Source organism: Rhizobium sp. CFBP 13644, from assembly GCF_014842165.1.
Lineage (GTDB): Bacteria > Pseudomonadota > Alphaproteobacteria > Rhizobiales > Rhizobiaceae > Agrobacterium > Agrobacterium tumefaciens_C.
The window spans coordinates 822934-849123 of sequence record NZ_JACYVF010000001.1; the positions used below are offsets into that span (position 1 = coordinate 822934).

Here is a 26190-nt window from a genome sequence, read left to right on the forward strand (position 1 = left end):
GTCTTTTCTCCTTAACTGCTCAAACCGCCGAACAATGTGGGCATGTCGAGCGGGCGGAAGCCATAGTGGTTCATCCAGCGAACGTCGGCGTTGAAGAAATCGCGCAGGTCCGGCATGCCGTATTTCAGCATGGCGATGCGGTCCAGCCCCATGCCCCAGGCAAAGCCCTGATACTCATCCGGGTCCAGGCCAACGGCGCGCAGAACATTCGGGTGGACCATGCCGCAGCCGAGGATTTCCATCCAGTCCTTGCCTTCGCCGAATTTGACGATGGGCCCGGAGCGGTCGCACTGAATATCCACTTCGAAGCTTGGCTCCGTGAAGGGGAAGAAGGACGGGCGGAAGCGCATGACGACGCTGTCGACTTCGAAAAAGGTCTTGCAGAATTCTTCGAGAACCCAGCGCAGATTGCCGACATGCGCCTTCTTGTCGATGACCAGACCCTCGACCTGATGGAACATGGGCGAATGGGTGGCGTCACTGTCCTGGCGATAGGTCTTGCCGGGAATGACGATGCGGATCGGCGGTTTCTGGGTTTCCATTGTGCGGATCTGCACTGGCGATGTGTGCGTGCGCAGCACCTTGCGCTCACCCTTCTCATCCGGCGGGAAGAAGAAGGTGTCGTGCATCTCGCGCGCCGGATGTCCCTCAGGGAAATTCAGAGCCGTGAAGTTATAATAGTCGGTTTCGATATCCGGGCCTTCGGCAATGGAGAAGCCCATATCGGCGAAGATGGCGGTGATCTCATCAACGATCTGGCTGATCGGATGAATGCGGCCACGCTCGGCGGGCGACTGGCGAACCGGCAGGCTGATATCCAGCGTTTCCGCCTGAAGGCGTGCCGTGATGGCGGCGTCTTTCAGCTCCGTTTTACGAGCTGAAATCAGATCCGTCACTTCGGTCTTGAGCTGGTTGATGGCCGCGCCACGGGTCTGGCGCTCTTCGGGCGTCATGGCGCCCAGCGTCTTCAAAAGCTCCGAGACCGAGCCCTTCTTGCCCAGAGCGGAAACCCGCACGGCTTCGATGGAAGCCTCATCTGCGGCGCCCGCGATTTCCGACATCAATTGCGATTTCAACGTATCAAGTTCGGTCATATTTTCCTGCCTCGCCGGGCTTATGCCTGCGGCTTCGGGTTCACAGCATTCTTCAGATAATCGGTCGCCACGATAAAGCGTCGGAGATCACTACCCATCTGCACGCTCCCAATCAACCGTGCCAGCGGCAAAAAACGGCTGAGAACGCCCACCAGTCGCTGCAATTCGGCGATTGCGGCCTTTGGTGCACGCGATGCCCATGCCTGATAGGCAGCATCGAGCGTGATTTCGCCGTTCTGGGCAAGGTCTGTCAGCGGCAGAAACAGCAGCCAGAGATCGCGGGCCTGCGCGGTTTCAAGCGGCATGACCGCTTGCGGCTCTTCCTCGAAATCCATGAAGCCGATACGGCCATGGCTCAGAAAGAAATCGCGCACGTGCGGGCGACCATGACACAATCCGGCGGCATGGAGTTCGCCGATTGCGGCAGCGCATTGGATAACCAGTTCATCATGACCGGGTTCGCCATTCCGGCGCTTCGCACTGAGGGTTCGCTGAACAGTTGGCCCGACGTCCGAGAGGACTATAGCTGTGTCGGACTGATAGATGATTTCGGGCACAGGAAAACCCCTACTGCCAAATTCGCCCATCCGGCGCTTTTCACGCGCCATCATTAAATCCGGCGTCAGCGTGGGGGACGGCCTGAGGAACTTGTATGGCAAGGCGGATGCAAGAACAGCTTGAAGCTGGAGCAACCATCTGGGCAGTTCTGCACCTTGGCGCTTGATCCATACAGACCCGATAGAGAGTTCCAGCTTTTGAACCCGCCCTTCGCTGGCCACAAGAGCCTGCATCAGGGCAGCAATATCCGCATCCTCAAGATGGATGTGAAATCCTTTTGCTCTCTCATCAGGGTCAGCGGTTTGGTGCATTCAAAACTCGTGCACGGGAACATTGCCCGTTTTACGGCTTGGAGCATTTCCGGTGAAACACCGGCTCCCAATTTTTGCTGGAGTTGCTCTCAAAAATCGCCAGAAACAGAAAAACCCGCACCGGTTCCCGGCGCGGGTTTCAAATAAACAACAATTTGTCCGCGCCGTAATTACTTTACAGCGGTTTCAAACTCGTTGGCGGTACCTGCGTCCTTGAGGTACTCAAGAGCCTTCTTTGCGCTTTCGACGAGAACGCCGAATGCTGCTGGCTCATGAATTGCCATGTCGGACAGAACCTTACGGTCAACTTCAATGCCAGCCTTGTTGAGGCCGTCGATGAAGCGGCCGTATGTCAGGCCGAATTCGCGAACTGCCGCGTTGATACGCTGGATCCACAGAGCGCGGAAGTTGCGCTTGTTGACCTTACGGTCGCGGTAAGCGTACTGCTTGGAACGATCCACAGCAGCCTTGGCTGCGCGGATGGTGTTCTTGCGGCGGCCGTAGAAGCCCTTGGCTGCCTTGAGTGTCTTAGTGTGCTTGGCGCGGGAAGTTACGCCACGTTTTACGCGTGCCATGTCATGATCTCCTTAAAATGTCCAAAAGTGCGGAAAAGTCTTAGAGACCGTTCGGCAGATAGTTCTTGACGACCTTCTTGGCGTCTGGCTCGGCCAGAACCATCGTTCCGCGTGCGTCGCGAATGAACTTGTTGGACCGCTTGATCATGCCGTGGCGCTTACCGGCGGCGGCTGCGAGAACCTTGCCGGTGCCTGTGATCTTGAACCGCTTTTTCGCGGCGGACTTCGTCTTCATCTTGGGCATTTTGCTACTCCATTCTTGTATCGAAAACAGGCAGACGAAGCCTGCTTTCAAGCTATTCTGGAACGGACACGGCATGCCCTGCCGGACCGTTCGGACGCGCTCCTATAACCGCAGTTATAGAAAAGAGCAACGGGGAATCATAAATTCCCTGCAGTTTGAGCGCCAGGCGCCCGGATGGACGCCAATAGCACGCTCTGGATCGAATGTTTGCGCATCTGAAACGATACGCTTTGCCAAACGCCTGAAACCAGACGTCAGCGAGTTACTTCGGCGCCAGCACCATCATCATCTGACGGCCTTCCAGCTTTGGTTCGGCTTCAACCTTGGCAATGAGCACAGTGTCTTCCTTGACCTGCAGCAGAAGCTTCATGCCGAGTTCCTGGTGGGCCATTTCGCGGCCACGGAACTTCAGCGTCACTTTTACCTTGTCGCCTTCTTCAAAGAAACGGTTCATAGCCTTCATCTTCACCTCATAGTCATGGGTGTCGATGTTGGGCCGCATCTTGATTTCTTTGACCTCAACGATCTTCTGCTTCTTGCGCGCTTCGGCCGCTTTTTTCTGGGTCGAGTACTTCAGCTTGCCAAGATCAAGAATCTTACATACGGGCGGTTCGGCGTTCGGCGAAATCTCAACGAGATCGAGACCGGCGTCTTCCGCCATCTTCAGAGCCTGGTCCGTCGGCATGACGCCAAGGTTCTGGCCTTCTTCATCAATCAGCTGAATCTTGGGAATTCGAATTTCCCTGTTGGAGCGCGGGCCCTCTTTGACGGGGGCATCGGCTTTGAACGGTCTGCGAATGGTCGTATTCTCCTGATCTGTTTCGGGATCGCGTCGGCAAAAACCAGCTTGTCGGTGCAAATGGCGGAAATGTCGTGAATGCCGCCGCGAAGTCAATAGCATGTCTGCGCAAAAAAATCACCTCCTGTCGTGCTTTTTACGAATCTGCACTACATAACCATCAAATTGCAGGAGAATAACGCCAAGATGACTGAGCAACCCATCGAATACATCACCGTCGGCGCGGGCGGCGACACACGCGAGATCGCTATACTCTCACGCCCTGCGGCAACACAGGATGACACTCCGGCACTTGTTTGGCTGGGCGGCTACCGGTCCGACATGACCGGCACCAAGGCAGTGGAACTGGACCGTTTCGCGCAGGAGAACGGGCTTGCCTGTATACGCTTGGATTACTCGGGCCACGGCGCCTCCAAGGGTGACTTCAACAAGGGCACGATTTCGCGCTGGCTTGAAGAAACGATGGCCGTGCTGCGCCACACGGCGCCCAAGCGCATTGTGGCAGTCGGCTCTTCCATGGGCGGCTGGATTGCCCTGCGATTGGTCGAGGAACTGCGCAAGCAGACAGGCGGTCCCGCGGTCGACGGCCTGCTCCTGATTGCGCCAGCACCTGATTTCACAGCCGAGCTGATAGAACCCAACCTGTCGGATGCGGAAAAAGCGTCTCTGGTTGAACGCGGTTATTTCGAGGAACCGTCCGAATACAGCAGCGAACCCAACATCTTTACCCGCGACCTGATCGAGGATGGGCGCAACAATCTGGTGCTGAAAGGCATCATAGAAACGGGATGCCCTGTTCACATTCTACAAGGGATGAAAGATGAGGACGTGCCCTATTCTCACGCGCTCAAACTGCTCGAGCACCTACCTGCCGATGATGTCGTGCTCAGCCTTATCCGCGATGGCGACCACCGCCTGTCGCGTCCACAGGATATAGAACGGATGCTAGCGGCGGCTAAAAGCCTCGCTCTGCATGGGCAGCAGCCCCGATCTTAACCATATTATTCATCTAGCGTTCACGAATGGTGAGTTCCGATTGACACATGCCCCTGTAGCCTCTTAACTTTTCATTAAGATTTTAAGGGACGGGTTTCATGAAGAACGCACCTCGGGCGCTTGCTCTGCTGTTCGCAGTCGCGGCAGGACTAATGTCTGCGGCCTCTGCGCAGGCTGAAAACAAGGGCAGCCCCGCCATGGTCACCGGAGGCATCACGTCCCAGCCCATCGGTCATTACGAGTTCTGCCAGAAGTACCAGTCCGAGTGCGACATTCGCAGCAAGCTGACCCCGCCACCACGGGTAACGGAATATGGCTGGAACGTCATTCGCGAGGTCAACAAGGACATCAATTCCCGCATCATCGCCATGACGGACCAGGAAGTCTACGGCAAGGATGAAGTCTGGGAATATCCAAAGACCGCCGGTGACTGCGAAGATTTCGTACTGTTGAAGCGCAAGACTCTGATTGAACGGGGGTTTGCCGTGTCCGATCTCTTGATCACCGTCGTTCGCAAGCCTGATGGAGAGGGTCACGCCGTGCTGACCCTTCGCACCAACAATGGCGACTTCATTCTCGACAACCTGTCGGATGACGTCAAACTGTGGACCGATACCAACTACACCTATCTGAAGCGTCAGGCCTCGTTCAACACAGGCCGCTGGGTTTCCATCGAGGATGGCCGCGACGTGCTGGTGGGCGCCCTTCGGTAATCTGCCAGAACTGCCTTTAGCTTTCGGCCAAAAGCCCCGAAGCCAGATGGCGAAAGGCGTCCACCGCCTTGGGAAAGGCTTCGCGGGGTTCATCCGAAGCGGCAATCCACAGGGCCGCATTCAGCACCGCGCCATTCAGCAGCCAAGTCGCCGCCCTGGCATCCACGGATTTTAACGTTCCATCACCAATCAGGGCCTGAACTGTATTTTCGATACGCTTCAGGCAAGCCGTCTGGTTTGGCCATTTGGCGGGATCGCCGAGAACCGCAGGTCCATCCAGCAACATCACCCGCTGAATCTCGGGCTCAAGCGCCATTTCGATATAGGCCGTGCTCTCAGACAGCAAGCCCAGCCACGGCGTCTCCGCACCCTCTTGCACAACGCGCAATCGCGCCAGCATTTCCGCGTCGATCTGGTCGATCACGGCGTGCAGCAGGCCCTTCTTGTCACCGAAATTGTGATAGAGCGCGCCGCGCGTAAGCCCGGCCTCTGCCGTGATGTCGTCCATGGATGAGGCGGCATAGCCCTTGGTCGCAAAGGCTTTCCGGGCCGCACTGATGAGCCTTTCGCGGGTTTCCTCAACCATCTGCGCTCTCGTTCTCGGTGCCATGTCCGTGCCTCTCATTAACATACACGACGTATGTCTATTGACATACATCGCGTATGTGAATTATTTAAACATACGGAGCGTATATCAAGTTTCGTTCCGCCGAGTAAAGCCAATCAATCGCCAGCCCGCACACTCCGCGCCTGTCGCATCCAGCGATGCGCGGGCATGGATGCGGCTGCCTTGCGCAAGGGAACACGACAATGGGTAAACGAGACGCTATTTTTCCACCGCGCCGGCATGCGCTTTATGAAAAGCATGGCTATTCCGCCGCCGTGCGCTCCGGCGAGCTGCTGTTTGTTTCAGGCCAGGTTGGCAGCCGTAAAGATGGGTCAACAGAGCCTGATTTCGCAAAGCAGGTGCAACTGGCCTTTGACAATCTGAAAGCGGTGCTCGCTGCTGCCGGTGCAACATTTGATGACATCATCGATGTCACCACCTTCCACACCGACCCTGAAAGCCAAATGGCGACGATCATGGCGGTGAAGGAGGCCGTCTTTAGTGAAGAGCCCTACCCTACTTGGACGGCGGTCGGCGTGAACTGGCTGGCCGGGTTCGATTTCGAAATCAAGGTTATTGCGCGCGTTCCCTTGGCGGCTTGACCATGACGACCGGGGTTGAGGGGTTTCACAACCCCTCTCCCTTGGTCAACCGTTGCCAATCAGGATGCCAGCGGCAAGCACGAGGGAGCCGCCGAGCACCACCTGAAACACCGCCCGCATGAACGGGGTTTCCATATAGCGGTTCTGGATGAAGGCGATGGCCCACAGCTCCACGAAGACGATGATGGCGGCCACAGCGGTGGCAGTCCAGAAATGCGAGATCAGATAGGGCAGCGTGTGGCCAAGGCCACCAATGGTGGTCATGATGCCCGAGGCAAGGCCACGCTTGAACGGGGATCCACGACCGGACAGCTTGCCATCATCATGGGCCGCTTCCGTAAAGCCCATGGAAATACCAGCGCCCACGGATGCCGAAAGGCCGATGAGGAAGGTCTGCCAGGTATCCTGCGTGGCAAAGGCGGCGGCGAAAATCGGGGCGAGCGTGGAGACGGAACCATCCATCAGGCCCGCCAGACCTGGCTGGATATAGGTCAGCAGAAACTGCCGCTTGGCGGTCTGTTCTTCCTCAGATTTCGCATCGTCAGGCAAATGCTTGCCATCCAGCATGGTGGCGATGTCTTCATGCGCACGCTCGGCCTCCGCCAGATCGCCCAGCAGCTTGCGAGTGGAGGCGTCTGTAACGTGCTTGATGGCTTCCTCGTAAAACCGGATGGCCTGCTGTTCCATCTCTTCCGCCTGCGCACGGATTTTTTCCAAGGGCAGGTTTTTCACAAGCCAATCGGGTTTGCGCTCATAAAAGCCGCTGACATGTTCCCGGCGAATGAGGGGAATGAACTCGCCGAAGCGATCCTGATGCATGCCGATCAGCATGTTGCGGTGCGCCTGCTCCACCTCTGCCATATCCGCAAAGACCTTGGCTGATTGAGGAAACTGCGCCCGCAGGTGATCGGCATAGGACCGATAAATCCGCGCATCGTCTTCCTCAGACGATATCGCTAGGGCAAGAATTTCCTGCTCGGTTAGGGATGCAAATGGACGCTTTGAGCGGGGAAACAGGCTGCGCAACATGATAAGGCTCTCCTTAGAATGATTCTAAATATACCCGTAGCGAGGGACGCGCAAGCGAAATTAGAATTATTCTAATTTGATCGTCGCAGCGTGATCGCCCACTTAGAACCTTCGCTGACCACCCAGACGGTTTGACCGGCAATTGCGCGCAACGTTGTTTCGACATCCGGAGAGACTGACTTCGGAGGCAAGCAAGCTCGGCTGACGTGCATTAGAAAAGCCGACAGGATGCCGCATTTGCTACAACAATGTCTTGAAGGCTGCTTGCGGACATGGTTATTAGTTGACGGGAGGCGTACCATGCGGTTCGCCTATAGTGCTACATTCAAGGCTTGAATCACAATGGATCGCAGATCATTTATCCGCCGGGCTGGTGCCGTTGGCGCTGGCGTTACCGCAACCGCTCTCGCAGCCCCTGCTATCGCGCAGGAAAATCCCAAGATCAACTGGCGCATGACCTCGTCCTTCACCAAGGGACTGGACATTCTGTTCGGCGCTGGCCAGATCGTTGCGGATCATGTGAAGGAAGCATCCGGCGGCAACTTCGTCATTCAGCATTTTGCTGGCGGCGAAATCGTGCCTGCACTTCAGGCAGCAGATGCGGTCACATCAGGCACGGTCGAAATGGCCCACACCTGCTCCTATTATTATGTCGGCAAGGACCCGACCTTTGCACTCGGCACATCCATTCCTTTCGGCCTCAATGCCCGCCAGACCAATGCCTGGTTCAACCAGGCCGGTGGCAACGAGCTGATGAACGAGTTCCTGGCCAAGCATAACATCTATTCCATTCTGCTCGGCAACACCGGCGCGCAGATGGGCGGTTGGTTCCGCAAGGAAATCAACACGATCGATGATCTGAAGGGCCTGAAGATGCGCATTGCTGGCCTGACGGGCCAGGTCATGAAGAAGGTCGGCGTTACCCCGCAGCAGATTGCTGCCGGCGATGTCTATGCGGCGCTGGAAAAAGGCACGATCGACGCGACGGAATTTGTCGGTCCTTACGACGACCAGAAGCTCGGCTTCTACAAGGTTGCGAAATACTACTACTATCCAGCATGGTGGGAAGGTGGCCCCGCCTGCCACGCCTTCGTGAACCTCGAGAAATTCAACAGCCTGCCTGAAAACTACAAGCGCATTCTCAAAGATGCCTGCGCGGCTGGCAGCGCCTCGATGCTGGAGCGTTATGACGCCCGCAACCCAAAGGCTCTGAAGGAACTGGTCGCGCAAGGCGCTATCCTGCGTCCATTCAGCCAGGAAATTCTGGATGTCTGCCACAAGGCGGCGCTGGAAACCTACGCCGAGCTTTCTTCGGTCAATGAGAACTTCAAGAAGATCTACGAGAGCCAGCAGGCGTTCAAGAAGGACGCTTACCTCTGGGCTCAGATCTCCGAATACACCTATGACACCTATATGATGATCCAGCAGCGTAACGGCACGCTTTAATCATCCGTCAGCCAAGATCTAAGAGGCCACGCGCTCCGGCGCGTGGCCTTTTTTATTGGACGCAACAAGCTTCCAAACCTGACGCTCCCGCCAAGCCAGCGGGCTCATGCCGGTGATGCGGCGAAATTCCCGGTTGAAATTGGATTTGGTCTGGAAACCGCAGTCCAGCATGATAGCGGTCACGGATTGCTCTGTCTCCTCCAGCAGGCGGCAGGCATCGCTGATCCGTAGCTGGTTGATATATTGCGAGACATTGCCACCCGTGGCGCGGTTGATGGCCTGGGAAATCTGGCGGCTGGGCAAGGCCAGCTTGCGGGCCAGACGCGACAGATTGAGGTTCTCGTCGCGGTAAACTTTCTGCCGCACCATCAAGGCCTCCAGCCGTGCCATGATCTCGTGATCTTCGGTCGTCGCACTGACGGACGCGGCATCCGCCTGTACGCCGCCTTCCGGCGCACCACCTGCCAGCTTCTCGGGTTTGCTGTTGCCCGCAACCCATGCGGTGAGGCCGATCATGAGGAGGACCAGTAGGTTGCCATTGCCGACGATGACGCCAATATTTTGGCCGCGTGCCCACTGGAAATCGAGCAGGACGAGAACATCGAAGGTCGCTGACATGCAAAGAGCGGCAGCGGCGAGAAGGAGCGCGCGGTGCACCGATGCAACGCTTGCAAACTGCGCCTCCTCCAGCCCGTCGGGGCCACGTCTGCCAAGCAGCACGATGGCAACAGCGTAGCCGACAAAAAGGGCAATGAGAACGTAATCGATAGCAACCGGGTAAAGCAACATCACCAGAAAAATGACGAGAGATGGCGTGACGAGACTGGCGATATTTGCCGCGCTTTTCAGCCGCCATTCATTCATCAGGCTTCGAAAACTGGCATAGGCCAAGGGTGGCAAGAGCGATGCCATGACCGGCAAGACAAATCTCAGCCACTCCACTTGATAACCCCAACGCAGCCCAAGCAGACCCGATTGCACCGCACTGAGCGCGATGAGCGCCAGAAACGGGCGGTTGGCCTTGCCCCCTCCACTGCCGCGAACAATTGAGAACAACATCAGGAACAACAAAAGCGAAACGACAAAAGGCAAGGGAATGAAAAGCACGATGGGTGATCCGGATTATGAACCTATAATGCGTCCTACATGAACTGAATCGTGTTTACGGACGACCTCAAACGTGTTTCAGGGCGTGAAAAAAGTGGGATGGGTCGAGACCAGCCTCGTCGATCCAACCCATGAGGCTTTTTATGCGCTCCCTGCTCTCTTCACTCTTGCTATCCACTCTTTTCCTATCCTCCGCTTACGCAAGCGAAGATGTCGGCGTCCGCGACATCGCCATCCCCTCACCGCTTCGCGGCAAGGATATTGCGGTGACGGTCTGGTACCCATCTGACGGAAAGGGCGAGGCCGTCCGTGTTGGCGAAAACAGGCTTTTCGATGGGGCGATGGCTCTGAAAGATGCTGCCATTCAGCCGGGACACCTTCCATTGGTGCTTCTTTCGCATGGCTCCGGTGCACGCGGCACCACCATGGCCTGGATTGCCACCGCGCTTGCGAAAGCGGGCTTTATCGTCGCAGCGCCTGACCATCCCGGCACCACAAGCGGCGATTCCACACCTGAACATACGCCGAAGATCTGGGAGCGCACGGATGATCTCTCCACCATCATCACATCACTGACCACCAATCCCGAATGGTCACCTTCCACCGATGCCAATCGCATCGGGGTCATGGGCTTTTCACTGGGTGGCAGTGCCGCGCTGGAACTGGCCGGAGCTCGCGCCAATCTCGACGCCTATGTGCAATATTGTGTCGATTATGCCCAGTCCATGGATTGCACATGGTTTTCAGGTGGCCGTGGCTATAAAAACGGCGAGGCTATCACTGTGCCGCCATTGGATTTGCGCAGCGTCGATAAAGTCCGGTTCGAGCAATCGAACCACGATCGACGCATCCGCACCGCCGTTCTGGTCGATCCTGGCCTTGAGGTCGCCTTCACGAAAGAGAGCCTTCACGACATCAAGATACCGCTGACCTTCATCAATCTGGGCAGCGTCGGCACTGTCCCCGTGTCGGTCCTATCAGATCAACTGGCCAAGGATGTGCCAGATGGCACCTATGCGCAGGTGAACGGTTCCGACCACTTCAGCTTCTTGCCGATCTGCAAGCCGGGCGCTCAAGAGTTTCTCAAATCGGTTGGCGAGATTGATCCGATCTGCACGCCATCCGGTCCGCGAGAGCGTGGCGATATTCACGGCGAACTGGTCAAGATGATCGTCGGAGCCTTCAAGACATCTCTGAGCAGCCAGCCTTAAGAGCAGCAAAAATATTGCCCGTCATTAAGACCGGTACATTCCACCGGCCTTAATGACGCAAAGCTAAACCCATAGATATTAATGGTTTTTTCAAACCTCGCCTGCAAAAGTTGTGGCACGGCGATCTCACCGAAAGAAAGAGACGCTGGTTCAAAAACGGGCCTTGGGGAAAGTTAATGATCATCGATAATATGTTGGCGCGGTTTAAGATACAAACCAAAGTCATCGTCTTCATCGCACCATTTGTGGCAAGTATTCTTGCAGTTGGCCTTTCGGGTTTATACGCATCAAACCTGCTTCAAAGCCGCATGGATGTTTCGAACACGATTCTGCAATCCTTGACAGGATTCAAGGAAGTCTATGGCGGCATGACTTCGTTTCTCAGCAATACCAATGAGGAAACACGGTCTGCCCTGCACCGCCAGCTGGCTGAACAGGCCAATTTTCTGCGCGCGGCCGAAGATGGCAGCTCCGCAGAGATAAAAGATGCCGTCGAGCGCACAAGAATTATCGACAAGCAGGTCGATGAATTATGGACCAGCCACGGCCAGGAACAGGCCCTGCGGGCAAGCATGAACGCTGACCTCGCGACTATGACGCGGGAGTTGAACGGTGTTCTGGCCAATGCCACAAACATCAGAAGCACGTTGCAGTCGGATGAGGCGAAAGCCAAGCAGATGTTGCGCGAAGCCGACAAGCTGAACCGCGGCGCCAATGTCATCGCGACTGTCGTTACCGATTTCAACAAGACGACCGTGCCAGAGGAAAAGACCGCCGCCATCAAGGCCGCGATCGGAACGCTGGAAGGCACCGTCAAGGAACTCGTCGGCATGGCGACCGCCGATCAGAAAATGATCATGGAGCAGTTGGCCGACGGCGTGAAGCAAATCCGCGCGCAGCTGGATATTGGTGTCGTCAATGAGACCACCGTTGGTGCCATCGAGCGCGTGGTCAACCTCATGCGGCCAGCCACCATTCGTCTTCAGGGCTTTGCGAGCCTCCGATCACGTCAAGCGACAGAGGTGTTTGGCAAGCTGGACCAGCCGCTCGAGCAGGCATCAGGCTTCCTGGCCAATGCTCGCCAGATCGCCGAGGACGCAAAGAACCTCGAATTGGAGATGGCCGGCTATGTGGCGGCACCCAGCAAGAAAAAGCTCGAGACATTCCGTGATGCAGCTTTCCGTCTGAATGTGTCCACCGGCTCCATGTCCGGCGACGACAAGATGTCAGACGCCACGCGCAAGAGCGCCAAAACCATCGACGGCCTGGCAACGAAGCTGGACGGCTCCGCGACCCAGCTTCTTGCGATCTCGCAGCAGCGCAAGGTCGCTTTCAGCATGGCGGAAGAAGAAATTGGCCGCGTCTGGACCAGCCTGACGACATTTGCTGAAAAGCAGCGCAGTGCCGCCGATACAGAGCGTAGCAAGGCGGATGGCATTTCGCTTTCTGCCATGGTCATCGGCGTTCTCGTCGCGATTTTTGCGGGCATCGGCCTAGTCATGACCTTCAAGGGCCCAATCCTTGGCATTGTTGGCGCCATGAAGCGTCTGGCCAAGGGTGACATGGACATTCCGCTGGAGGCCAAGAACCGCTACGACGAAATCGGCGACATGGCACGGGCACTGGAAGTGTTCAAGGAAAATGCTGAGGAGCGTATCCGGCTTGAGGCTTCCACGCAGGAGCAGCGTGCCTCTGCCGAAGCTCAGCGCCATGCCAACGAAACCGAGCGCAGGGAACTCGACCGCCAGATTCAGTTTGCCGTCAGCGCGCTGGCCGGCGGCCTCGAGCGGCTGTCTGCAGGAGATATCTCCACCACGATCGATACGCCTTTCAACGATCGTCTGGAGCAATTGCGTGTTGACTTCAACCGCTCCATGCTGCGCCTGCGCGACACGATTGGCGGTATTGCTGAAAACGTTGCTGCCATTCGCGGCAACGCCCAGCAGATGTCGGAATCCGCAGTTGACCTTGCGCGCCGCACGGAACGTCAGGCCGCATCGCTTGAAGAGACGGCAGCGTCTGTAGACGAGGTCAACTCCAACATGCGCAATGCGGTTGAACGCGCCCGCGAAGCCAATGGCATTGTCGACAAGACCCGTCGCAACACCGAGGAATCGCTTGTTATCGTGCGCAATGCGGTTGACGCCATGCAGCGGATCGAAAATGCATCGCAGACCATCGGCAATATCACCGAAGTCATCGATTCCATCTCGTTCCAGACCAACCTGCTGGCGCTCAACGCCGGTGTGGAAGCCGCGCGCGCCGGGGAAGCCGGAAAGGGCTTTGCCGTGGTTGCCCATGAGGTGCGGGAACTGGCGCAACGGTCCGCCGCTGCGGCCAAGGAAATCCGTGAACTGATTGCCGTTTCATCCAGCGAAGTCGCCGCAGGCTCCAGCCTCGTCGCCAAGACAGGTGAAGCACTGGCCCATATCGGCACGCAGATTGCCAATGTCAGCGATCAGGTCGGACAGATCACGCAGGCGACGCAGGATCAGTCTGTGGCCATGCAGCAGATCAACAGCTCCGTCGGCGAAGTGGATCTCTTGACCCAGCAGAACGCGGCGATGGTGGAAGAAACCAGCGCAGCGAGCGAGCAGTTGAACGAAGAAACCGATCAGTTGCTCACGCTGCTGGCGCAGTTCCGCCTGGAGTCCAACCAGAGCGGCAGCCAGGGCAAACGCTTCGCAGCTTAAGCCAATATTGTTTGACACCAGAACGCGCGGGCGAAATCGTCCGCGCGTTTTGCGTTCTGGCAGACCCGGTCAAAGTGGCAAAAACGGATAGCGCCTCAAGACATTTCCCGATCGTAAAGATTGGATTCAGCCTTTTTTGATAATTTGTCGTTAGTGATAATTTTTTGATGGTCCCGGGCATGCGCGCTTTGCGTTTTGCCCCTTGTTTTGCGTACGGGTTCTCATGCATCGATCGACAGTGCCAGCTTTTGTTCTAGCCTGCCTATCCCTCACAGCCTGTACATCCAGTACCGGGCCAGAAGGCCTAATGGCGGGTATTCCTTCCCGGGAAACTACAAGTTCCGTGACGCCTTCGGCGCCCGTGCCTCAGGCAAGCGTTGGCCAGACGCAGGCTCCCCTTCGTGCGGAACCATCCCAGAAGGTTCTGGCCTGGGGTGGGCCCGTGCCGTCTGGCTCGCCGGCCTTTGCGGCTGTCGATCACCAGACTCCTATGCCGGAAATGAACCGACCCATGGCGCCGCAAGCCGGGGTCGCCCTACCCAATGAGCGCCCGGTGCAGATGGCCATGGCGGCAGCGCCCGCCATCAGTTCGGGACCTGCGGTGCGTTCGCGCCTCTTCCGTTCCAATTTCAGTGATGCGAAGCCGATCAATTTCGGCAGCGTCACCCCACGGCACTATCCTGTGCACGGCGTGGATGTGTCCCGTTGGCAGGCCAATATTGACTGGGAACGGTTGAGATCCCGCGGTGGCAACTTCGCCTTCATCAAGGCGACCGATGGCGGCGACCATCTGGACCCAATGTTCAAGACCAACTGGAACCGTGCCAAGGCGGCAGGGGTCAAACGGGGTGCTTACCACTTCTTCTACTGGTGCCGCGCCGCAAGCCACCAGGCGGAATGGTTCATTCGCAACGTACCACGCGACCCGGATGCGCTGCCTCCGGTCATCGATGTGGAATATAACGGCGAATCCAGCTGCAAGATGCGGCTGCCCCGCGCCAAGGTGCTGGAAAAGATGCAGGTCTTCATGGACATGCTGGAGCGCCACTATGGCAAGCGCCCGATCATTTACACCGCACCTGATTTCTACAAGGACCACCTGTCCGGCGAGTTCCTGGATTACCCCTTCTGGCTGCGGGCGGTGGCCCAGCATCCTTCTAAGGTCTATCCGGGTCGCAAGTGGCTGTTCTGGCAATATTCCGGCTCGGGCCTGTCCCAGGGCGTTGATGGCAAGATCGACCTGAACGTCTTCAGCGGCAACGAGAAGTCTTGGGAACGCTGGTCATCGCAAGGCGGCAACGGCTAGGGTCAGGACCTATCTCGAAAATCGCTTCGCGCCCGCCACACAGGCAACGACACCGAGTGTGACGGCCAGCATCGCCACACTCACAGGCTCGCCCAGAAGTGTCGCGGCCAGCGTGAGGCCGAAGAACGGTTGCAGCAACTGCAATTGCCCCACGGCGGCGATGCCACCTAGCGCCAGACCGCGATACCAGAAGATGAAACCAATCAGCATGCTGAACAGCGACACATAAAACAGGCCGCCCCACGCATCAGCTGCGATATCACCCCAGTGCGTTGGCATGGTGAGCACTGCCAAGGGCAGCATGAGGGGCAGCGACAGAACGAGCGCCCAGGAAATGACCTGCCAACCGCCCAGCCTTCGCGACAGCGCGGCCCCTTCCGCATAACCCAGCCCGCAAACGACGATGGCGCTCAACATCAAGAGATCGCCTCTCCACGACATGGCCGCATCCTGACCAAGCGCAAACCCGGCGACCAGACTGCTGCCGAGGCCGGAAAACAGCCAGAAGGCCAGACGGGGCCGCTCCCCGCCACGCAGCACGGCAAAGATGGCTGTGGCAAGCGGCAGAAGGCCGACGAAGATGATGGAGTGGGCAGAGGTGATGTGCTTCAGCGCAAGCGCCGTCAACAGCGGAAACCCGACGATGACGCCCAGCGCAACAATTGCCAGAGGCATGATATCGCGGCGTGCCGGGCGCTTCTCTTGAAAGACCGTCAGTAAGGCCAAAGCCAGAAGCCCCGCGATGCTGGCCCGGGCGAGCGTGAGAAAGGCTGGATCGAAACCCGTCACCGCCATGCGCGTGGCCGGCAGAGAACCGCTAAAAATGACCACGCCGATAAACCCGCTCCACCAGCCGCTTGATGTCTTGTTCATTGCATCACTCCGTTTCAGGTCAACGCTATGCGTGAACATGGCTAGCGACACCAGCAACAGTGCGGTACAGTTGAAACAAACCGTTATGGTAGGTGGAGCAATACGGATGGACGGATCAGCCTTGAAAGCCGATGGCTCCGCGCCGCGCATCGAAGCGGTGATGCGTGAGATCAGACGCCGCATTGCGGCACGCAGCCTGCCGACCGGTGCAAAGTTGCCATCGGTGCGCAGCTTTGCAAAGCTCATGCAGGTTTCCACCTCAACCGTGGTCGAGGCGTATGAACGCCTGGTGGCGGAAGGTGCGATCCGTTCCCGCCCCGGCTCGGGCTTTTATGTCGCAAGCGCCCTTGCGCCTCTGTCTCTTGCTGAAATCGGTCCCAAACTCGACCGGGCGGTTGATCCTTTCTGGGTGTCTCGATTGGCGCTGGATGGCGGGGCTGATGTGGCGAAACCCGGTTGCGGCTGGATGCCCGCCGACTGGATGCCGCAGGATGTGCTGCGTCGCGCCATGCGCACTCTTTCGCGCGGTGAGCTGCAGCATCTTACGGATTACGCCACCCCGCTCGGGCTTTTGCCCATGCGCCAGTTTCTTTCGCGGCGTTTTGCCGAGCAGGGCCTGCATGCAAGCACGGGGCAGATCATTCTCGTCGATTCCGGCACGCAAGCGATTGATCTCCTGTGCCGCTTTCTGCTTGAGCCCGGACAGACCGTGCTGGTCGATGACCCCTGTTATTTCAATTTCCATGCGTTGCTGCGCGCCCACCGGGTCAAGGTCATCGGCGTTCCCTACACGCCCACCGGGCCGGACGTGGCGCTGTTCGAGCAGGCTTTGAGTGAACACAAACCCCGGCTTTACATCACAACGTCTGGCATTCACAATCCAACCGGCGCATGCCTATCGCCCGTAACGGCCCATCGCGTGTTGATGCTGGCCGAACGGGCCAACCTCACCATCATCGAAGATGACATTTTTGCCGATTTCGAGGAGCAGAGAGCGCCGCGCCTTGCCACCTTCGACGGCTTGAACCGCGTGGTCCAAATCGGCAGCTTTTCCAAGACCCTGTCTGCATCCGTGCGCTGCGGCTATATCGCAGCGCCCAAGGACTGGATTGAGCCGCTGACGGATCTGAAAATTGCAGCCAACTTTTCCGGCAGCCAGCTTTCGGAAGCCCTTGTCTACGCTGCCTTGAAGGATGTGCAATACCGCCGCCACATGGATGGGCTGAAACTACAGCTTTCGCGCGCGAGGATCGCGACGATCCACACCCTTGGCGAACTTGGCATCACCCCCTGGATGCTGCCGCAGGCCGGTATCTTTGTGTGGTGCACGTTACCAACAGGTGTCGATGCGGCGCAGGTTGCCCGCCATGCGCTGACCCACAATATGGTTCTGGCACCGGGGCAAATCTTTACCCAATCACCCGGCGCAGCAGGCTTTATGCGCTTCAATGTCTCGCAATGCGCCAGCCCTGATCTCGCCAATATTCTGCGTCGATCCCTGACCGCAGGGAAATCGTCCGCGTCAGAATATTAAGCTTTTCTCATGTTTCGGGAACAAAATACGAGACTGCTTGTTTTCTCGGCATAGTAGAGGAGAAACGAGCATGTCAATCGATCCAAACCTGCCACGCGATCCGAACCTTCGTCCAGATCGCCCTGAACTGCGCACCACGCCAGAAGCCGCACGCAAATCGCCCGGCTTTATGCCGTGGATTGCCATTATCGCCGTGCTGCTGATCGGTGGCTTCATATGGATGCAGATGAGCGCGCCGGCGACGACAGACGCAACGACGACCTCATCGACAACAGCGCCAGCGGCCAACGAGCCAGCACCGGCACCGATGACACCGGCTGCGCCAAACACCACAGCGCCAGCATCGCCAAACACTGGCGGCACGCAGACGCAGCCATAAGCTGACACCATATTGGTGAAAAAGAAAAACCGCTTGGCCTTGGCTCAAGCGGTTTTTTCGTGATCAATCGTCGCTCATCTTCAGCGCGGCAATGAAGGCTTCCTGTGGAATGTCCACCTTGCCGAACTGGCGCATGCGCTTCTTGCCTTCCTTCTGCTTGTCCAGAAGTTTGCGCTTACGGGTGGCATCGCCGCCGTAGCACTTGGCCGTCACGTCCTTGCGCATGGCCGAGATCGTTTCACGCGCAATGACGTTACCGCCGATGGCTGCCTGAATGGGGATCTTGAACATGTGGCGTGGGATCAGGTCTTTCAGCTTCTCGCACATGTCACGGCCGCGCTTGTCAGCTGCGGTGCGGTGCACGAGCATAGAGAGAGCGTCCACCGGCTCGCCATTGACCATGATCGACATCTTGACGAGGTTGCCTTCGCGATAACCATCCAGATGGTAATCGAACGAGGCATAACCCTTGGAAATGGACTTCAGGCGGTCGTAGAAATCGAACACGACTTCGTTGAGCGGCAGCTCATAGGTGAGCATGGCGCGCTTGCCGACATAGGTCAGTTCCGTCTGAATGCCGCGACGATCCTGACAGAGTTTCAGGATACCACCGAGATAATCGTCCGGCGTCAGAATGGTCGCCTTGATCCAGGGTTCGCGGATTTCCGAAATCTTGACGACATCAGGCATGTCAGCCGGATTGTGCAACTCGCGCTCAGAGCCATCGGTCATGGTCAGCTGGTAGACCACAGACGGCGCTGTTGCGATGAGGTCGAGATCGAACTCGCGCTCCAGACGTTCCTGAATGATTTCCAGATGCAGAAGGCCCAAGAAGCCGCAGCGGAAACCAAAGCCGAGCGCCGCAGAGGATTCCATCTCAAACGAGAAAGAAGCGTCGTTGAGGCGAAGCTTGCCCATGGCAGCGCGCAGATCTTCGAAGTCCGCAGCATCAACCGGGAAGAGGCCACAGAACACCACAGGCTGGGCAGGCTTGAAGCCCGGCAGTGCCTGCGCCGTCGGGCGCTTGTCTTCGGTAATGGTATCGCCAACGCGGGTATCGGCCACTTCCTTGATGGAACCGGTGATGAAACCGATTTCACCCGGGCCGAGGCTATCGACCGCCACCATTTTTGGGGTGAGAACGCCAACGCGCTCCACCTGATACTTGGCATCGGTGCCCATCATGCGGATGGTCTGGCCCTTGGTCAGCACGCCATCGAGAACGCGAACCAGAACCATGACGCCGAGATAGGTGTCGTACCAGCTATCTACCAGCAGAGCCTTCAACGGGCCCTTTTCGCCAAGCTCGCTCTTCGGCGGCGGCAACTGGTGAACGATGGCTTCCAGAACATCGGGAATGCCGAGGCCGGTCTTGGCCGAAATCAAAACGGCCTGGGATGCGTCGATGCCGATGACTTCTTCGATCTGTTCACGAATGCGGTCTGGCTCTGCCGCAGGCAAATCGATCTTGTTCAGAACGGTGACGATCTCGTGATCATTATCGATGGCCTGATAGACGTTGGCCAATGTCTGCGCTTCAACGCCCTGGGACGCATCCACCACCAGAAGCGAACCTTCACAGGCAGAGAGCGAGCGCGAGACTTCATAGGCAAAGTCAACGTGGCCGGGGGTGTCGATGAGGTTCAGGACATAGGTTTCGCCGTTATTCGCCTTGTAATGCAGGCGCACGGTCTGTGCCTTGATGGTGATGCCGCGCTCGCGCTCGATATCCATGTTGTCGAGCACCTGCTCGGACATATCGCGTTCGGCAAGGCCGCCCGTGGACTGGATCAACCGGTCTGCAAGCGTGGATTTGCCATGATCGATATGGGCAACGATGGAAAAGTTGCGGATATGGTCAAGCGGGGTGCGGGTCGAATTTGTGCTCATGCCCCGCGCTATAGCAGGGGCTCTTGCGCTGGAAAAGCGGGAATTTGGCGAAACGCCTTTAAAGTTCGGCTTTTTAACGATCGCAACGCCAGAAGACTTTTGAGTGTCCATTCTCCGGGGGCGCCTTGACTCCACCTTGAGAGAATTATATTCTTATATAATGGAAAATCACAATGACATAGAGCGGTCCATTGCGGAGCGCATCAAGCATTTGCGCCAACAGCGCAATCTGACGCTTGACCAGCTCGCCTCCACATCTGGCGTCAGCCGGGCGATGATTTCTCGGATAGAGAGGGCGGAAGCCAGCCCGACGGCTGCGCTTCTTGCGCGCATCTGCGCGGCCTTCGGGCTTTCGCTATCCGGCTTCTTTGCGCAGGATGAAGGCGCCGCGTCACCACTCGTCAAACGGCAGGACCAGCCGACATGGCAAGATCCTGATACCGGCTATATCAGACGCGCCATCTCCCCTCCCCTTAATGGTTCCGATGTCGATATCGTTGAAGTGGAGTTTCCGCCGCATGCCAAAGTAACCTTCCCGCCGCACACGGCAAGCCGGGGCATGGTGCAATATGTCTGGCTGCTGGAAGGCGCCCTGGAGATGACGACCGGCGGCGAGGTGCACCAGATGGGGCCGGGCGATTGCCTGTTCATGCCCGTCGGCGAAGGACACATGTTCCACAATCCATCCGATACAGTTGCGCGCTATGCCGTGGTGCTGGACCAGCGCAAGCGCTGACATCTTCAGGAGTTACGAATGACCCTCATCCGCACATTGACCAAGCAGGAAACACTGGCCGTGTTGCCAGAGCTCTGCGAAATTCTCTCCGATTGCGTCAATGGCGGCGCGTCCGTTGGCTTCATGCTGCCCTTCTCGCCCCATGATGCGGAGGCCTATTGGCGCGGCGTGGCTGACGCCGTGGACCGAGGTGAGATCATCCACGTTACCGCGCAGGTGGATGGCAAAATCGTCGGCACCGTTCAGGTCGGGCTCGCATCAAAGCCCAACCAACCGCACCGGGGCGATCTGATGAAGCTTCTCGTGCATCGTTCAGCAAGAGGCCTCGGTCTTTCCCGCAAGCTGATGGACCATGTGGAAGCCGAAGCGGCCAGGCGTGGCCGAACCCTTCTGGTTCTGGACACCGCCACCGGCAGCGATGCGGAAGCCATCTATCCAAGGTTCGGCTGGCAGCGCGTTGGCGTCATTCCCGATTATGCGCTGTTTCCCGATGGTCGCTACTGCGGCACAACCCTGTTTTTCAAGCGGATCGGCTAGCCCACACACTTGCAAATCTGCACCGGCTGGCGAAACATGCTTTTCACGCCTTTCCGCAGATATGAGGATACGATGCAAGACGCCGCCCCAAAACCACGCATTGCCATCATCTACTGCACCCAGTGCAACTGGCTCCTGCGCTCCGCGTGGATGGCGCAGGAACTGCTGCACACATTCGCAGACAGCCTTTCAGAGGTAGCGCTGGTTCCGGCAACCGGTGGCCGCTTCGAAATTCTGGTTGGCGAAGATGTTATATGGGAGCGCAAGCGCGATGGCGGTTTTCCCGGCCCTAAGGATCTCAAACAGCGCGTTCGCGATATGATCGACCCGAACCGGGACCTCGGTCATTTCGACAGAGCCCCGAATGAAGGGATTGATAGCTGATTCTCAAGCCGGCTTCAGAGATGAAGGCGGCTTGGCGTTGAACTCCCACACGCTGATGTCGTTTTTTTCGCTTAAAAATCAATGATCGTCACAAAACTTGAAAATGTCTGTTGACACCAGACGGCTGCCCCCGTACATGGCTCCTCGTCGCCCAGATGGCGGAATTGGTAGACGCGCCAGCTTCAGGTGCTGGTACTCGAAAGGGTGTGGAGGTTCGAGTCCTCTTCTGGGCACCATTCCATTTTTGATCTTAGCCAGATCAACAACTTAGCAAAAATTCGCAGTGAAAATCACGCCTTCGGGCGCAGGCGGATTTGCGCGTTTTCGGGTTTCGAAAGCACGGACATGCGCTGGCGAGGCTGACGTTTTCAGCTATGCCCGTAGCGCATTGATATCTTCAGAAGTGTTATTGGCCGCTGGCCGTGCCGCCTTCAGTGGGCGAATGCTCTTCGCAGTTCGGTGTGCAGGACAAGACCGTGCGTGCCGTCTGGCGGAAGACGCGGACAGTGTTTCCTTCATCGATGGAAACGAGCACGCGCTCATCGACAATAGCATTTCCGTCACTATCCAGCAGGACCAGGTTGGTGGTGCCGAAGCTGCGGCCGGTCAGCACGATGGTCGTTGCGTCCGCAACCGTGGCATCCGCGACTTTGGAGTTGCCGATAATGACTTTGCTCACGGGCCTATCCAGCTTCAGCACGCGGGCGTGATTCATGGAAACACGCAGCATATCGCCATCGGCTGAGAGGACTGCCGTCGAGGATGTGATGACCATAGCCAAGGTTACAGCGATTCGTGCCGTGGAAATGGACAGCATGGGTCGGGACAGCCTTGATTGGAGCGGGCGCGCTATAGTCATGAAATCACCATGCGCGGGATTGGTGAATGAAGCGTTAAATCGCAATCCCATTATGGCATAGGCGCAAAGCTTCGCGCGTCCAGTTTCTTGCACCACTATGGGGCATGCCCCATTTTGAAACCCGGTATGCGTCACATTGAAACGCTATTTGAGAGGCAATTGAAGCGTGTTTTCCGCAAGAATAAAGGCTTTCAGCGATGTATAAATATTGAGATTCTACTTTGATCTATTGTTTACTATGCTCCACGTGACCCTCGCTTAATCTTTTCTTAAGCAGTTTTTTTAAGTGGTTAGAAATGTACCCTCGCTAGTTTGGCTGGAACCGAACAACGGAAAACAGTTGTCGGCGTGCTGAACAATAATTGAAGAGTTTAGGAGAACCCGCATGACAAAGATTTTCGCTCGCTTCATGAAAGACGAGTCCGGCGCGACCGCCATCGAATACGGCCTGATCGCAGCGTTGATTTCCGTCGCTATTATCGCTGGCGCAGGTGCAGTCGGAACACAGCTTGGCGCCATGTTCGAGAGCATAAGTGATCGCCTCGAAGAAAATATCCCGACCTGATCATTCACCTAGGATGTAATTTGCGCTGCGCCGATTGGGCGTAGCGTATATCTTTGAGAACATTGCCGCGCTATCCATTCGGAGCGAAGTTTCATGGTTGTCGCGTCAATATTTCTGATACTTCCGCTGTGCCTTGCGTTCGCGGCGCTTAATGACCTGATTACAATGACGATACCGAATCGCGTTTCGGCGATTCTCATCGGGTCCTTTTGCATCGCTGCGCCGCTATCGGGCATGGACTTACAAACCTTCGGAATGAGCTTGCTGGCGGGCCTCGTCGTCTTCCTCGTGTGTTTTGCGCTTTTCGCCTTGAACACCATGGGTGGTGGAGATGCCAAATTGCTCACGGCGTCTTCAATCTGGTTCGGCTTCAATACCTCCCTCGCAGCCTACTTGCTGTCTGTTGCAGTCATCGGGGGCCTGCTGACAATCGGCATCTTGCTGTTACGTTCACGTTCTCAGGAAATCATGGTGATCGGTCTGCGAGTTCCAGACTCTCTTCTTGTCGCCAAAAAAGTCCCATACGGCATCGCGATTGCAGCGGCTGGTCTTTTGACCTACCCAGAAGCGCCAATCGTGCAACTTGCCATGCAGGCGATGATGTAGTCTTACGACTTCCAGCAGTGCTAGCGTTTAAATCTCATTAACCACAGCACGACACATTTTATTAACTATAATTACACCAATGGCGGGCCATGGTGGGGAGAGATTCTGACTCCTTCAAGGCCCAAGCATGAAACCCTCTCGCATCGTCATTCTTTCAGTCGCCGTGGTCGCCGCCGGTCTGGCCGGTTTGCTGGCCATGCAGCTTGGCGGCCCGCAGCAGGTTGTCGAGCACGCGGAAGCCATCATTCAGAAAGAACCGACGGTCAATATTCTGGTGTCTTCCGTCAATCTGCCTGTCGGAAGCCGTCTGAGCTCGGATTCCGTGCGGTGGGCGGCATGGCCGCAGGGCAGCATCAATGAGAATTTCGTGACCGAGGCCAAACGGCCAGACGCCATAACCGAGCTGACCGGCTCTGTGGTGCGCCTGCCCTTGTTTGAAGGTGAGCCGCTGCGCCCCGAAAAGGTGGTGGATTCCAGCACGCGCATCATGTCTGCCCTGTTGCCAGCCGGCAAAAGAGCTGTCGCTACAGAAATCTCTGTTGCCACTGGCGCGGGCGGTTTCGTGCTTCCCAACGACCGTGTCGACGTGATCATGGTTCGAAAGGGTGATGCGGGGGCTTTTCTGACTGAAAACGTTCTCAACAATGTCCGCGTTTTGGCAATCGACCAGCAGATCAAGGAAGGCGAAGACGGCACCACCGCAGTCGTCGGTGCAACCGCCACGCTTGAACTAACGCCGGAACAGGCAAAGATCATGACGGTGGCGCAGCAGATGGCCGATCGCCTCACACTTTCTCTGCGCTCGGTTGCTGACGCGCAAGACAGCGACACAACATCTGCCGATTATCTCCTGAGTGGGGGCTCCGGAAAACCGGCTATCCAGATCATCAAATCCGGCTCAATCGTCCGGGACGGACAGGGAGGGTCGGCACAATGACCAGACACCGCGCAATTTCCTGCCTGATAAAAGCCATGCGCTCGTCCGTTACGGGCGGACTGGCGTTTTGCATCGCATTCTCGGGCTTTCCCGGTTTGAACGCGCCTTCAGGCCTAGCGACAAGCGAAGCACTGGCACAGAGCGCCAGCATCGTACGGATCAATGAAAGCGGCCAGGGTGTTCGCAAGCGGTTGAAACTTGGGCTTAACAAGGCGCTGGTCATCGACCTGCCGCAGGACGCCCATGATATTCTGGTGGCAGACCCCAGCATGGCAGATGCCGTGACACGCAGCTCGCGCCGGATCTACCTGTTCGGCAAGGCGGTCGGCCAGACCAATATTTTCATATTTGGAGATCAGGGGCAGGAAATTGTCAGCCTCGATCTGGAGGTCGAGCGGGATATTACCGGCCTGCAAGCCAATCTTCGCCGCTTCATTCCTGAATCCGACATTCGTGTTGAAATCGTATCGGACAATATCGTCTTGTCTGGAAGCGTGCGCACGCCACAGGATTCCGCCCGCGCCGTTCAGCTTGCATCTGCCTTCCTAAAGGGTGGTGAAGCAACCACGCGCAACATTACCGAGACCAGCCAGAGCAATGGCGATGGTGCGGTGGCCATCTTTGCGGAAGACCGCCAGGCATCATCCATCGTCAATATGCTGACCATCGAGGGTGAAGATCAGGTCACATTGAAGGTGACGGTTGCGGAAGTCAGCCGGCAGGTTCTGAAGCAACTGGGCTTCAACGGCTCCATCAGCGGTTCCGGCAGTGACGCCAGCGGCCGCATCTCCTTTTCCAACCCAGCGAACCTTGGCAACGCAATCGGCGTTGCTGGGACAGGTAATATTGCCGGAACCATCGGCAAGGTCACTCTGGGCAGCTATTTCAACGCCATGGAACAGGCCGGTGTGATGCGCACGCTGGCAGAACCAAGCCTGACGGCCATCTCTGGCGAACAAGCGAAATTCTATGTTGGCGGCGAGTTCCGCCTGCCTGCGGAACAGGAAGTGGCTGTCGATGGCACGACGGGTCGGCCCACTGTGACGCGCACCACAGATAAGGTCGACTACGGCATCGAACTGAATTTCCGTCCCGTCGTGCTGTCGCCCGGCCGTATCAGCCTCAAAATCGAGACCAATGTCTCAGAGCCCACCTATGAGGGCAGTGCCGTCACCGGCAACGGAAGCAGCGTCAGCATTCCCGGCAGCACCTATCTGTCCATCCGCAAGCGTGAGGCTTCCACAAGCGTGGAGCTGCCATCCGGCGGTTCCATCGTGATTGCCGGTCTTGTGCAGGACAATGTTCGCCAGGCCATGTCCGGCCTGCCCGGAGCTTCCAAGGTGCCCATCCTCGGTACATTGTTCCGCAGCAAGGACTTTATCCGCAACGAGACGGAGCTTGTCATCATCGCGACGCCCTATCTGGTGCGACCGGTGGCGCGAAACGAAATCGCCCGCCCGGATGACAACTTCAACCCGGACAATGATGCCGGCATGTATTTCATGAACCGCGTCAACAAAGTCTATGGCAACCGGCAGCAGGCTCACACACAGCCCTATCAGGGCTCGGTAGGGTTTATTTACAAATGATGAAAATGCA

27 protein-coding genes and 1 tRNA gene are annotated in these 26190 nt (G+C 57.2%); 17 read left to right on the forward strand and 11 right to left on the reverse strand.

Translation table 11 applies throughout. The features are described 5' to 3' along the window. Positions 1-11: 11 nt before the first annotated feature. The 5 genes from pheS to infC all read right to left on the reverse strand — a co-directional run bounded on the left by pheS (position 12) and on the right by infC (position 3581). Positions 12-1094, reverse strand: coding sequence for a phenylalanine--tRNA ligase subunit alpha (gene pheS, locus IFT53_RS03920; protein ID WP_042616321.1), 1083 nt, complete (start codon positions 1092-1094; stop codon positions 12-14). 20 nt (positions 1095-1114) lie between these two features. Further along, a complete protein-coding gene (locus IFT53_RS03925) occupies positions 1115-1963 on the reverse strand; it encodes a serine/threonine protein phosphatase (protein ID WP_192063266.1) in 849 nt (282 codons plus the stop codon). Between the two features lie 170 nt (positions 1964-2133). Beyond that, positions 2134-2538 (reverse strand): 50S ribosomal protein L20, encoded by a 405-nt coding sequence (gene rplT / locus IFT53_RS03930; protein ID WP_192063265.1) that lies wholly within the window; start codon positions 2536-2538, stop codon positions 2134-2136. A gap of 40 nt (positions 2539-2578) precedes the next feature. Beyond that, positions 2579-2782, reverse strand: coding sequence for a 50S ribosomal protein L35 (gene rpmI, locus IFT53_RS03935; protein ID WP_042616318.1), 204 nt, complete (start codon positions 2780-2782; stop codon positions 2579-2581). Positions 2783-3044: 262 nt separating this feature from the next. Beyond that, a complete protein-coding gene (infC, locus tag IFT53_RS03940) occupies positions 3045-3581 on the reverse strand; it encodes a translation initiation factor IF-3 (protein WP_342365783.1) in 537 nt (178 codons plus the stop codon). Between the two features lie 186 nt (positions 3582-3767). Between infC and IFT53_RS03945 the strand changes: the two genes are divergently transcribed. After that, positions 3768-4577, forward strand: a complete 810-nt coding sequence (locus IFT53_RS03945; RefSeq protein WP_192063263.1) for an alpha/beta hydrolase — start codon at positions 3768-3770, stop codon at positions 4575-4577. Between the two features lie 98 nt (positions 4578-4675). Continuing rightward, positions 4676-5290 (forward strand): transglutaminase-like cysteine peptidase, encoded by a 615-nt coding sequence (locus IFT53_RS03950; protein ID WP_042616317.1) that lies wholly within the window; start codon positions 4676-4678, stop codon positions 5288-5290. Positions 5291-5306: 16 nt separating this feature from the next. Here IFT53_RS03950 and IFT53_RS03955 read toward each other — a convergent pair whose 3' ends face one another. Then, complete coding sequence (locus IFT53_RS03955; protein ID WP_192063262.1) at positions 5307-5900, reverse strand: TetR/AcrR family transcriptional regulator; 594 nt, start codon at positions 5898-5900, stop codon at positions 5307-5309. Between the two features lie 200 nt (positions 5901-6100). Between IFT53_RS03955 and IFT53_RS03960 the strand changes: the two genes are divergently transcribed. Then, the gene (locus IFT53_RS03960) at positions 6101-6499 is read left to right on the forward strand and encodes a RidA family protein (protein ID WP_192063261.1); all 399 of its coding nucleotides are present in this window, start codon (positions 6101-6103) and stop codon (positions 6497-6499) included. Between the two features lie 45 nt (positions 6500-6544). On the opposite strand, the gene mbfA is transcribed toward IFT53_RS03960, so the two are convergent. Further along, entirely contained in the window at positions 6545-7528 is a 984-nt protein-coding gene (mbfA, locus tag IFT53_RS03965) for an iron exporter MbfA (RefSeq protein ID WP_192063260.1), read from the reverse strand. Between the two features lie 342 nt (positions 7529-7870). Between mbfA and IFT53_RS03970 the strand changes: the two genes are divergently transcribed. Next, positions 7871-8974: a TRAP transporter substrate-binding protein gene (locus IFT53_RS03970; protein WP_192063259.1), complete on the forward strand. Its 1104-nt coding sequence runs from the start codon at positions 7871-7873 to the stop codon at positions 8972-8974. Positions 8975-8992: 18 nt separating this feature from the next. Here IFT53_RS03970 and IFT53_RS03975 read toward each other — a convergent pair whose 3' ends face one another. Next, positions 8993-10081: a helix-turn-helix domain-containing protein gene (locus IFT53_RS03975; RefSeq protein WP_192063258.1), complete on the reverse strand. Its 1089-nt coding sequence runs from the start codon at positions 10079-10081 to the stop codon at positions 8993-8995. A 143-nt stretch (positions 10082-10224) separates the two neighbouring features. On the opposite strand from IFT53_RS03975, the gene IFT53_RS03980 reads away from it, so the two are divergent. From IFT53_RS03980 to IFT53_RS03990, 3 genes are all read left to right on the forward strand, one after another. After that, positions 10225-11292 carry an alpha/beta hydrolase family protein gene (locus IFT53_RS03980; RefSeq protein WP_192063257.1) on the forward strand — a complete coding sequence of 356 codons (1068 nt, stop codon included), beginning with the start codon at positions 10225-10227 and terminating at the stop codon, positions 11290-11292. Positions 11293-11468: 176 nt separating this feature from the next. Continuing rightward, positions 11469-13985: a methyl-accepting chemotaxis protein gene (locus tag IFT53_RS23685; protein ID WP_244656189.1), complete on the forward strand. Its 2517-nt coding sequence runs from the start codon at positions 11469-11471 to the stop codon at positions 13983-13985. Positions 13986-14208: 223 nt separating this feature from the next. Continuing rightward, the gene (locus tag IFT53_RS03990; RefSeq protein ID WP_042616310.1) at positions 14209-15291 is read left to right on the forward strand and encodes a glycoside hydrolase family 25 protein; all 1083 of its coding nucleotides are present in this window, start codon (positions 14209-14211) and stop codon (positions 15289-15291) included. Between the two features lie 9 nt (positions 15292-15300). Here IFT53_RS03990 and IFT53_RS03995 read toward each other — a convergent pair whose 3' ends face one another. Next, complete coding sequence (locus tag IFT53_RS03995; RefSeq protein WP_192063256.1) at positions 15301-16164, reverse strand: DMT family transporter; 864 nt, start codon at positions 16162-16164, stop codon at positions 15301-15303. A gap of 106 nt (positions 16165-16270) precedes the next feature. On the opposite strand from IFT53_RS03995, the gene IFT53_RS04000 reads away from it, so the two are divergent. Together IFT53_RS04000 and IFT53_RS04005 are read left to right on the forward strand one after the other, a co-directional pair. Continuing rightward, on the forward strand, positions 16271-17698 hold the full coding sequence (locus IFT53_RS04000) for an aminotransferase-like domain-containing protein (protein WP_192063255.1): 1428 nt from the start codon (positions 16271-16273) through the stop codon (positions 17696-17698). Positions 17699-17768: 70 nt separating this feature from the next. Further along, the gene (locus IFT53_RS04005) at positions 17769-18077 is read left to right on the forward strand and encodes a hypothetical protein (protein WP_192063254.1); all 309 of its coding nucleotides are present in this window, start codon (positions 17769-17771) and stop codon (positions 18075-18077) included. 63 nt (positions 18078-18140) lie between these two features. Here IFT53_RS04005 and lepA read toward each other — a convergent pair whose 3' ends face one another. Continuing rightward, positions 18141-19979: a translation elongation factor 4 gene (lepA, locus tag IFT53_RS04010; RefSeq protein ID WP_042616306.1), complete on the reverse strand. Its 1839-nt coding sequence runs from the start codon at positions 19977-19979 to the stop codon at positions 18141-18143. A 148-nt stretch (positions 19980-20127) separates the two neighbouring features. Here lepA and IFT53_RS04015 point away from each other — a divergent pair, with 148 nt between their 5' ends. The 4 genes from IFT53_RS04015 to IFT53_RS04030 all read left to right on the forward strand — a co-directional run bounded on the left by IFT53_RS04015 (position 20128) and on the right by IFT53_RS04030 (position 21860). Further along, a complete protein-coding gene (locus tag IFT53_RS04015) occupies positions 20128-20703 on the forward strand; it encodes a helix-turn-helix domain-containing protein (RefSeq protein WP_192063253.1) in 576 nt (191 codons plus the stop codon). Positions 20704-20721: 18 nt separating this feature from the next. Further along, positions 20722-21240 (forward strand): GNAT family N-acetyltransferase, encoded by a 519-nt coding sequence (locus IFT53_RS04020; protein WP_192063252.1) that lies wholly within the window; start codon positions 20722-20724, stop codon positions 21238-21240. Between the two features lie 72 nt (positions 21241-21312). Next, entirely contained in the window at positions 21313-21624 is a 312-nt protein-coding gene (locus IFT53_RS04025; protein WP_192063251.1) for a SelT/SelW/SelH family protein, read from the forward strand. Positions 21625-21773: 149 nt separating this feature from the next. Then, positions 21774-21860, forward strand: a tRNA-Leu gene (locus IFT53_RS04030). A 170-nt stretch (positions 21861-22030) separates the two neighbouring features. On the opposite strand, the gene IFT53_RS04035 is transcribed toward IFT53_RS04030, so the two are convergent. Then, on the reverse strand, positions 22031-22399 hold the full coding sequence (locus IFT53_RS04035; protein WP_244656214.1) for a pilus assembly protein N-terminal domain-containing protein: 369 nt from the start codon (positions 22397-22399) through the stop codon (positions 22031-22033). A gap of 469 nt (positions 22400-22868) precedes the next feature. Here IFT53_RS04035 and IFT53_RS04040 point away from each other — a divergent pair, with 469 nt between their 5' ends. From IFT53_RS04040 to IFT53_RS04055, 4 genes are all read left to right on the forward strand, one after another. Then, complete coding sequence (locus IFT53_RS04040; protein WP_192063249.1) at positions 22869-23048, forward strand: Flp family type IVb pilin; 180 nt, start codon at positions 22869-22871, stop codon at positions 23046-23048. A gap of 93 nt (positions 23049-23141) precedes the next feature. Further along, on the forward strand, positions 23142-23654 hold the full coding sequence (locus IFT53_RS04045) for an A24 family peptidase (protein ID WP_192063248.1): 513 nt from the start codon (positions 23142-23144) through the stop codon (positions 23652-23654). A gap of 127 nt (positions 23655-23781) precedes the next feature. Continuing rightward, positions 23782-24591: a Flp pilus assembly protein CpaB gene (gene cpaB / locus IFT53_RS04050; protein ID WP_192063247.1), complete on the forward strand. Its 810-nt coding sequence runs from the start codon at positions 23782-23784 to the stop codon at positions 24589-24591. Further along, a complete protein-coding gene (locus IFT53_RS04055) occupies positions 24588-26180 on the forward strand; it encodes a type II and III secretion system protein family protein (protein ID WP_192063246.1) in 1593 nt (530 codons plus the stop codon). Before cpaB ends, IFT53_RS04055 begins: the two co-directional genes overlap by 4 nt. Positions 26181-26190: the final 10 nt, after the last annotated feature.

Coding starts and splice junctions, on each gene's coding strand:
- IFT53_RS03925 (WP_192063266.1), bottom strand. CDS start 1,963: ATGCACCAAACCGCTGACCCTGATGAGAGAGCAAAAGGATTTCACATC.
- IFT53_RS23685 (WP_244656189.1), top strand. CDS start 11,469: ATGATCATCGATAATATGTTGGCGCGGTTTAAGATACAAACCAAAGTC.
- IFT53_RS04025 (WP_192063251.1), top strand. CDS start 21,313: ATGCAAGACGCCGCCCCAAAACCACGCATTGCCATCATCTACTGCACC.
- IFT53_RS04055 (WP_192063246.1), top strand. CDS start 24,588: ATGACCAGACACCGCGCAATTTCCTGCCTGATAAAAGCCATGCGCTCG.
- IFT53_RS04045 (WP_192063248.1), top strand. CDS start 23,142: ATGGTTGTCGCGTCAATATTTCTGATACTTCCGCTGTGCCTTGCGTTC.
- IFT53_RS03980 (WP_192063257.1), top strand. CDS start 10,225: ATGCGCTCCCTGCTCTCTTCACTCTTGCTATCCACTCTTTTCCTATCC.
- IFT53_RS03945 (WP_192063263.1), top strand. CDS start 3,768: ATGACTGAGCAACCCATCGAATACATCACCGTCGGCGCGGGCGGCGAC.
- IFT53_RS04035 (WP_244656214.1), bottom strand. CDS start 22,399: ATGGTCATCACATCCTCGACGGCAGTCCTCTCAGCCGATGGCGATATG.
- IFT53_RS03995 (WP_192063256.1), bottom strand. CDS start 16,164: ATGAACAAGACATCAAGCGGCTGGTGGAGCGGGTTTATCGGCGTGGTC.
- rpmI (WP_042616318.1), bottom strand. CDS start 2,782: ATGCCCAAGATGAAGACGAAGTCCGCCGCGAAAAAGCGGTTCAAGATC.
- IFT53_RS03990 (WP_042616310.1), top strand. CDS start 14,209: ATGCATCGATCGACAGTGCCAGCTTTTGTTCTAGCCTGCCTATCCCTC.
- IFT53_RS03960 (WP_192063261.1), top strand. CDS start 6,101: ATGGGTAAACGAGACGCTATTTTTCCACCGCGCCGGCATGCGCTTTAT.
- pheS (WP_042616321.1), bottom strand. CDS start 1,094: ATGACCGAACTTGATACGTTGAAATCGCAATTGATGTCGGAAATCGCG.
- IFT53_RS04015 (WP_192063253.1), top strand. CDS start 20,128: ATGGAAAATCACAATGACATAGAGCGGTCCATTGCGGAGCGCATCAAG.
- rplT (WP_192063265.1), bottom strand. CDS start 2,538: ATGGCACGCGTAAAACGTGGCGTAACTTCCCGCGCCAAGCACACTAAG.
- IFT53_RS04040 (WP_192063249.1), top strand. CDS start 22,869: ATGACAAAGATTTTCGCTCGCTTCATGAAAGACGAGTCCGGCGCGACC.
- mbfA (WP_192063260.1), bottom strand. CDS start 7,528: ATGTTGCGCAGCCTGTTTCCCCGCTCAAAGCGTCCATTTGCATCCCTA.
- IFT53_RS03970 (WP_192063259.1), top strand. CDS start 7,871: ATGGATCGCAGATCATTTATCCGCCGGGCTGGTGCCGTTGGCGCTGGC.
- IFT53_RS03955 (WP_192063262.1), bottom strand. CDS start 5,900: ATGGCACCGAGAACGAGAGCGCAGATGGTTGAGGAAACCCGCGAAAGG.
- IFT53_RS03950 (WP_042616317.1), top strand. CDS start 4,676: ATGAAGAACGCACCTCGGGCGCTTGCTCTGCTGTTCGCAGTCGCGGCA.
- IFT53_RS04000 (WP_192063255.1), top strand. CDS start 16,271: ATGGACGGATCAGCCTTGAAAGCCGATGGCTCCGCGCCGCGCATCGAA.
- IFT53_RS04020 (WP_192063252.1), top strand. CDS start 20,722: ATGACCCTCATCCGCACATTGACCAAGCAGGAAACACTGGCCGTGTTG.
- cpaB (WP_192063247.1), top strand. CDS start 23,782: ATGAAACCCTCTCGCATCGTCATTCTTTCAGTCGCCGTGGTCGCCGCC.
- IFT53_RS04005 (WP_192063254.1), top strand. CDS start 17,769: ATGTCAATCGATCCAAACCTGCCACGCGATCCGAACCTTCGTCCAGAT.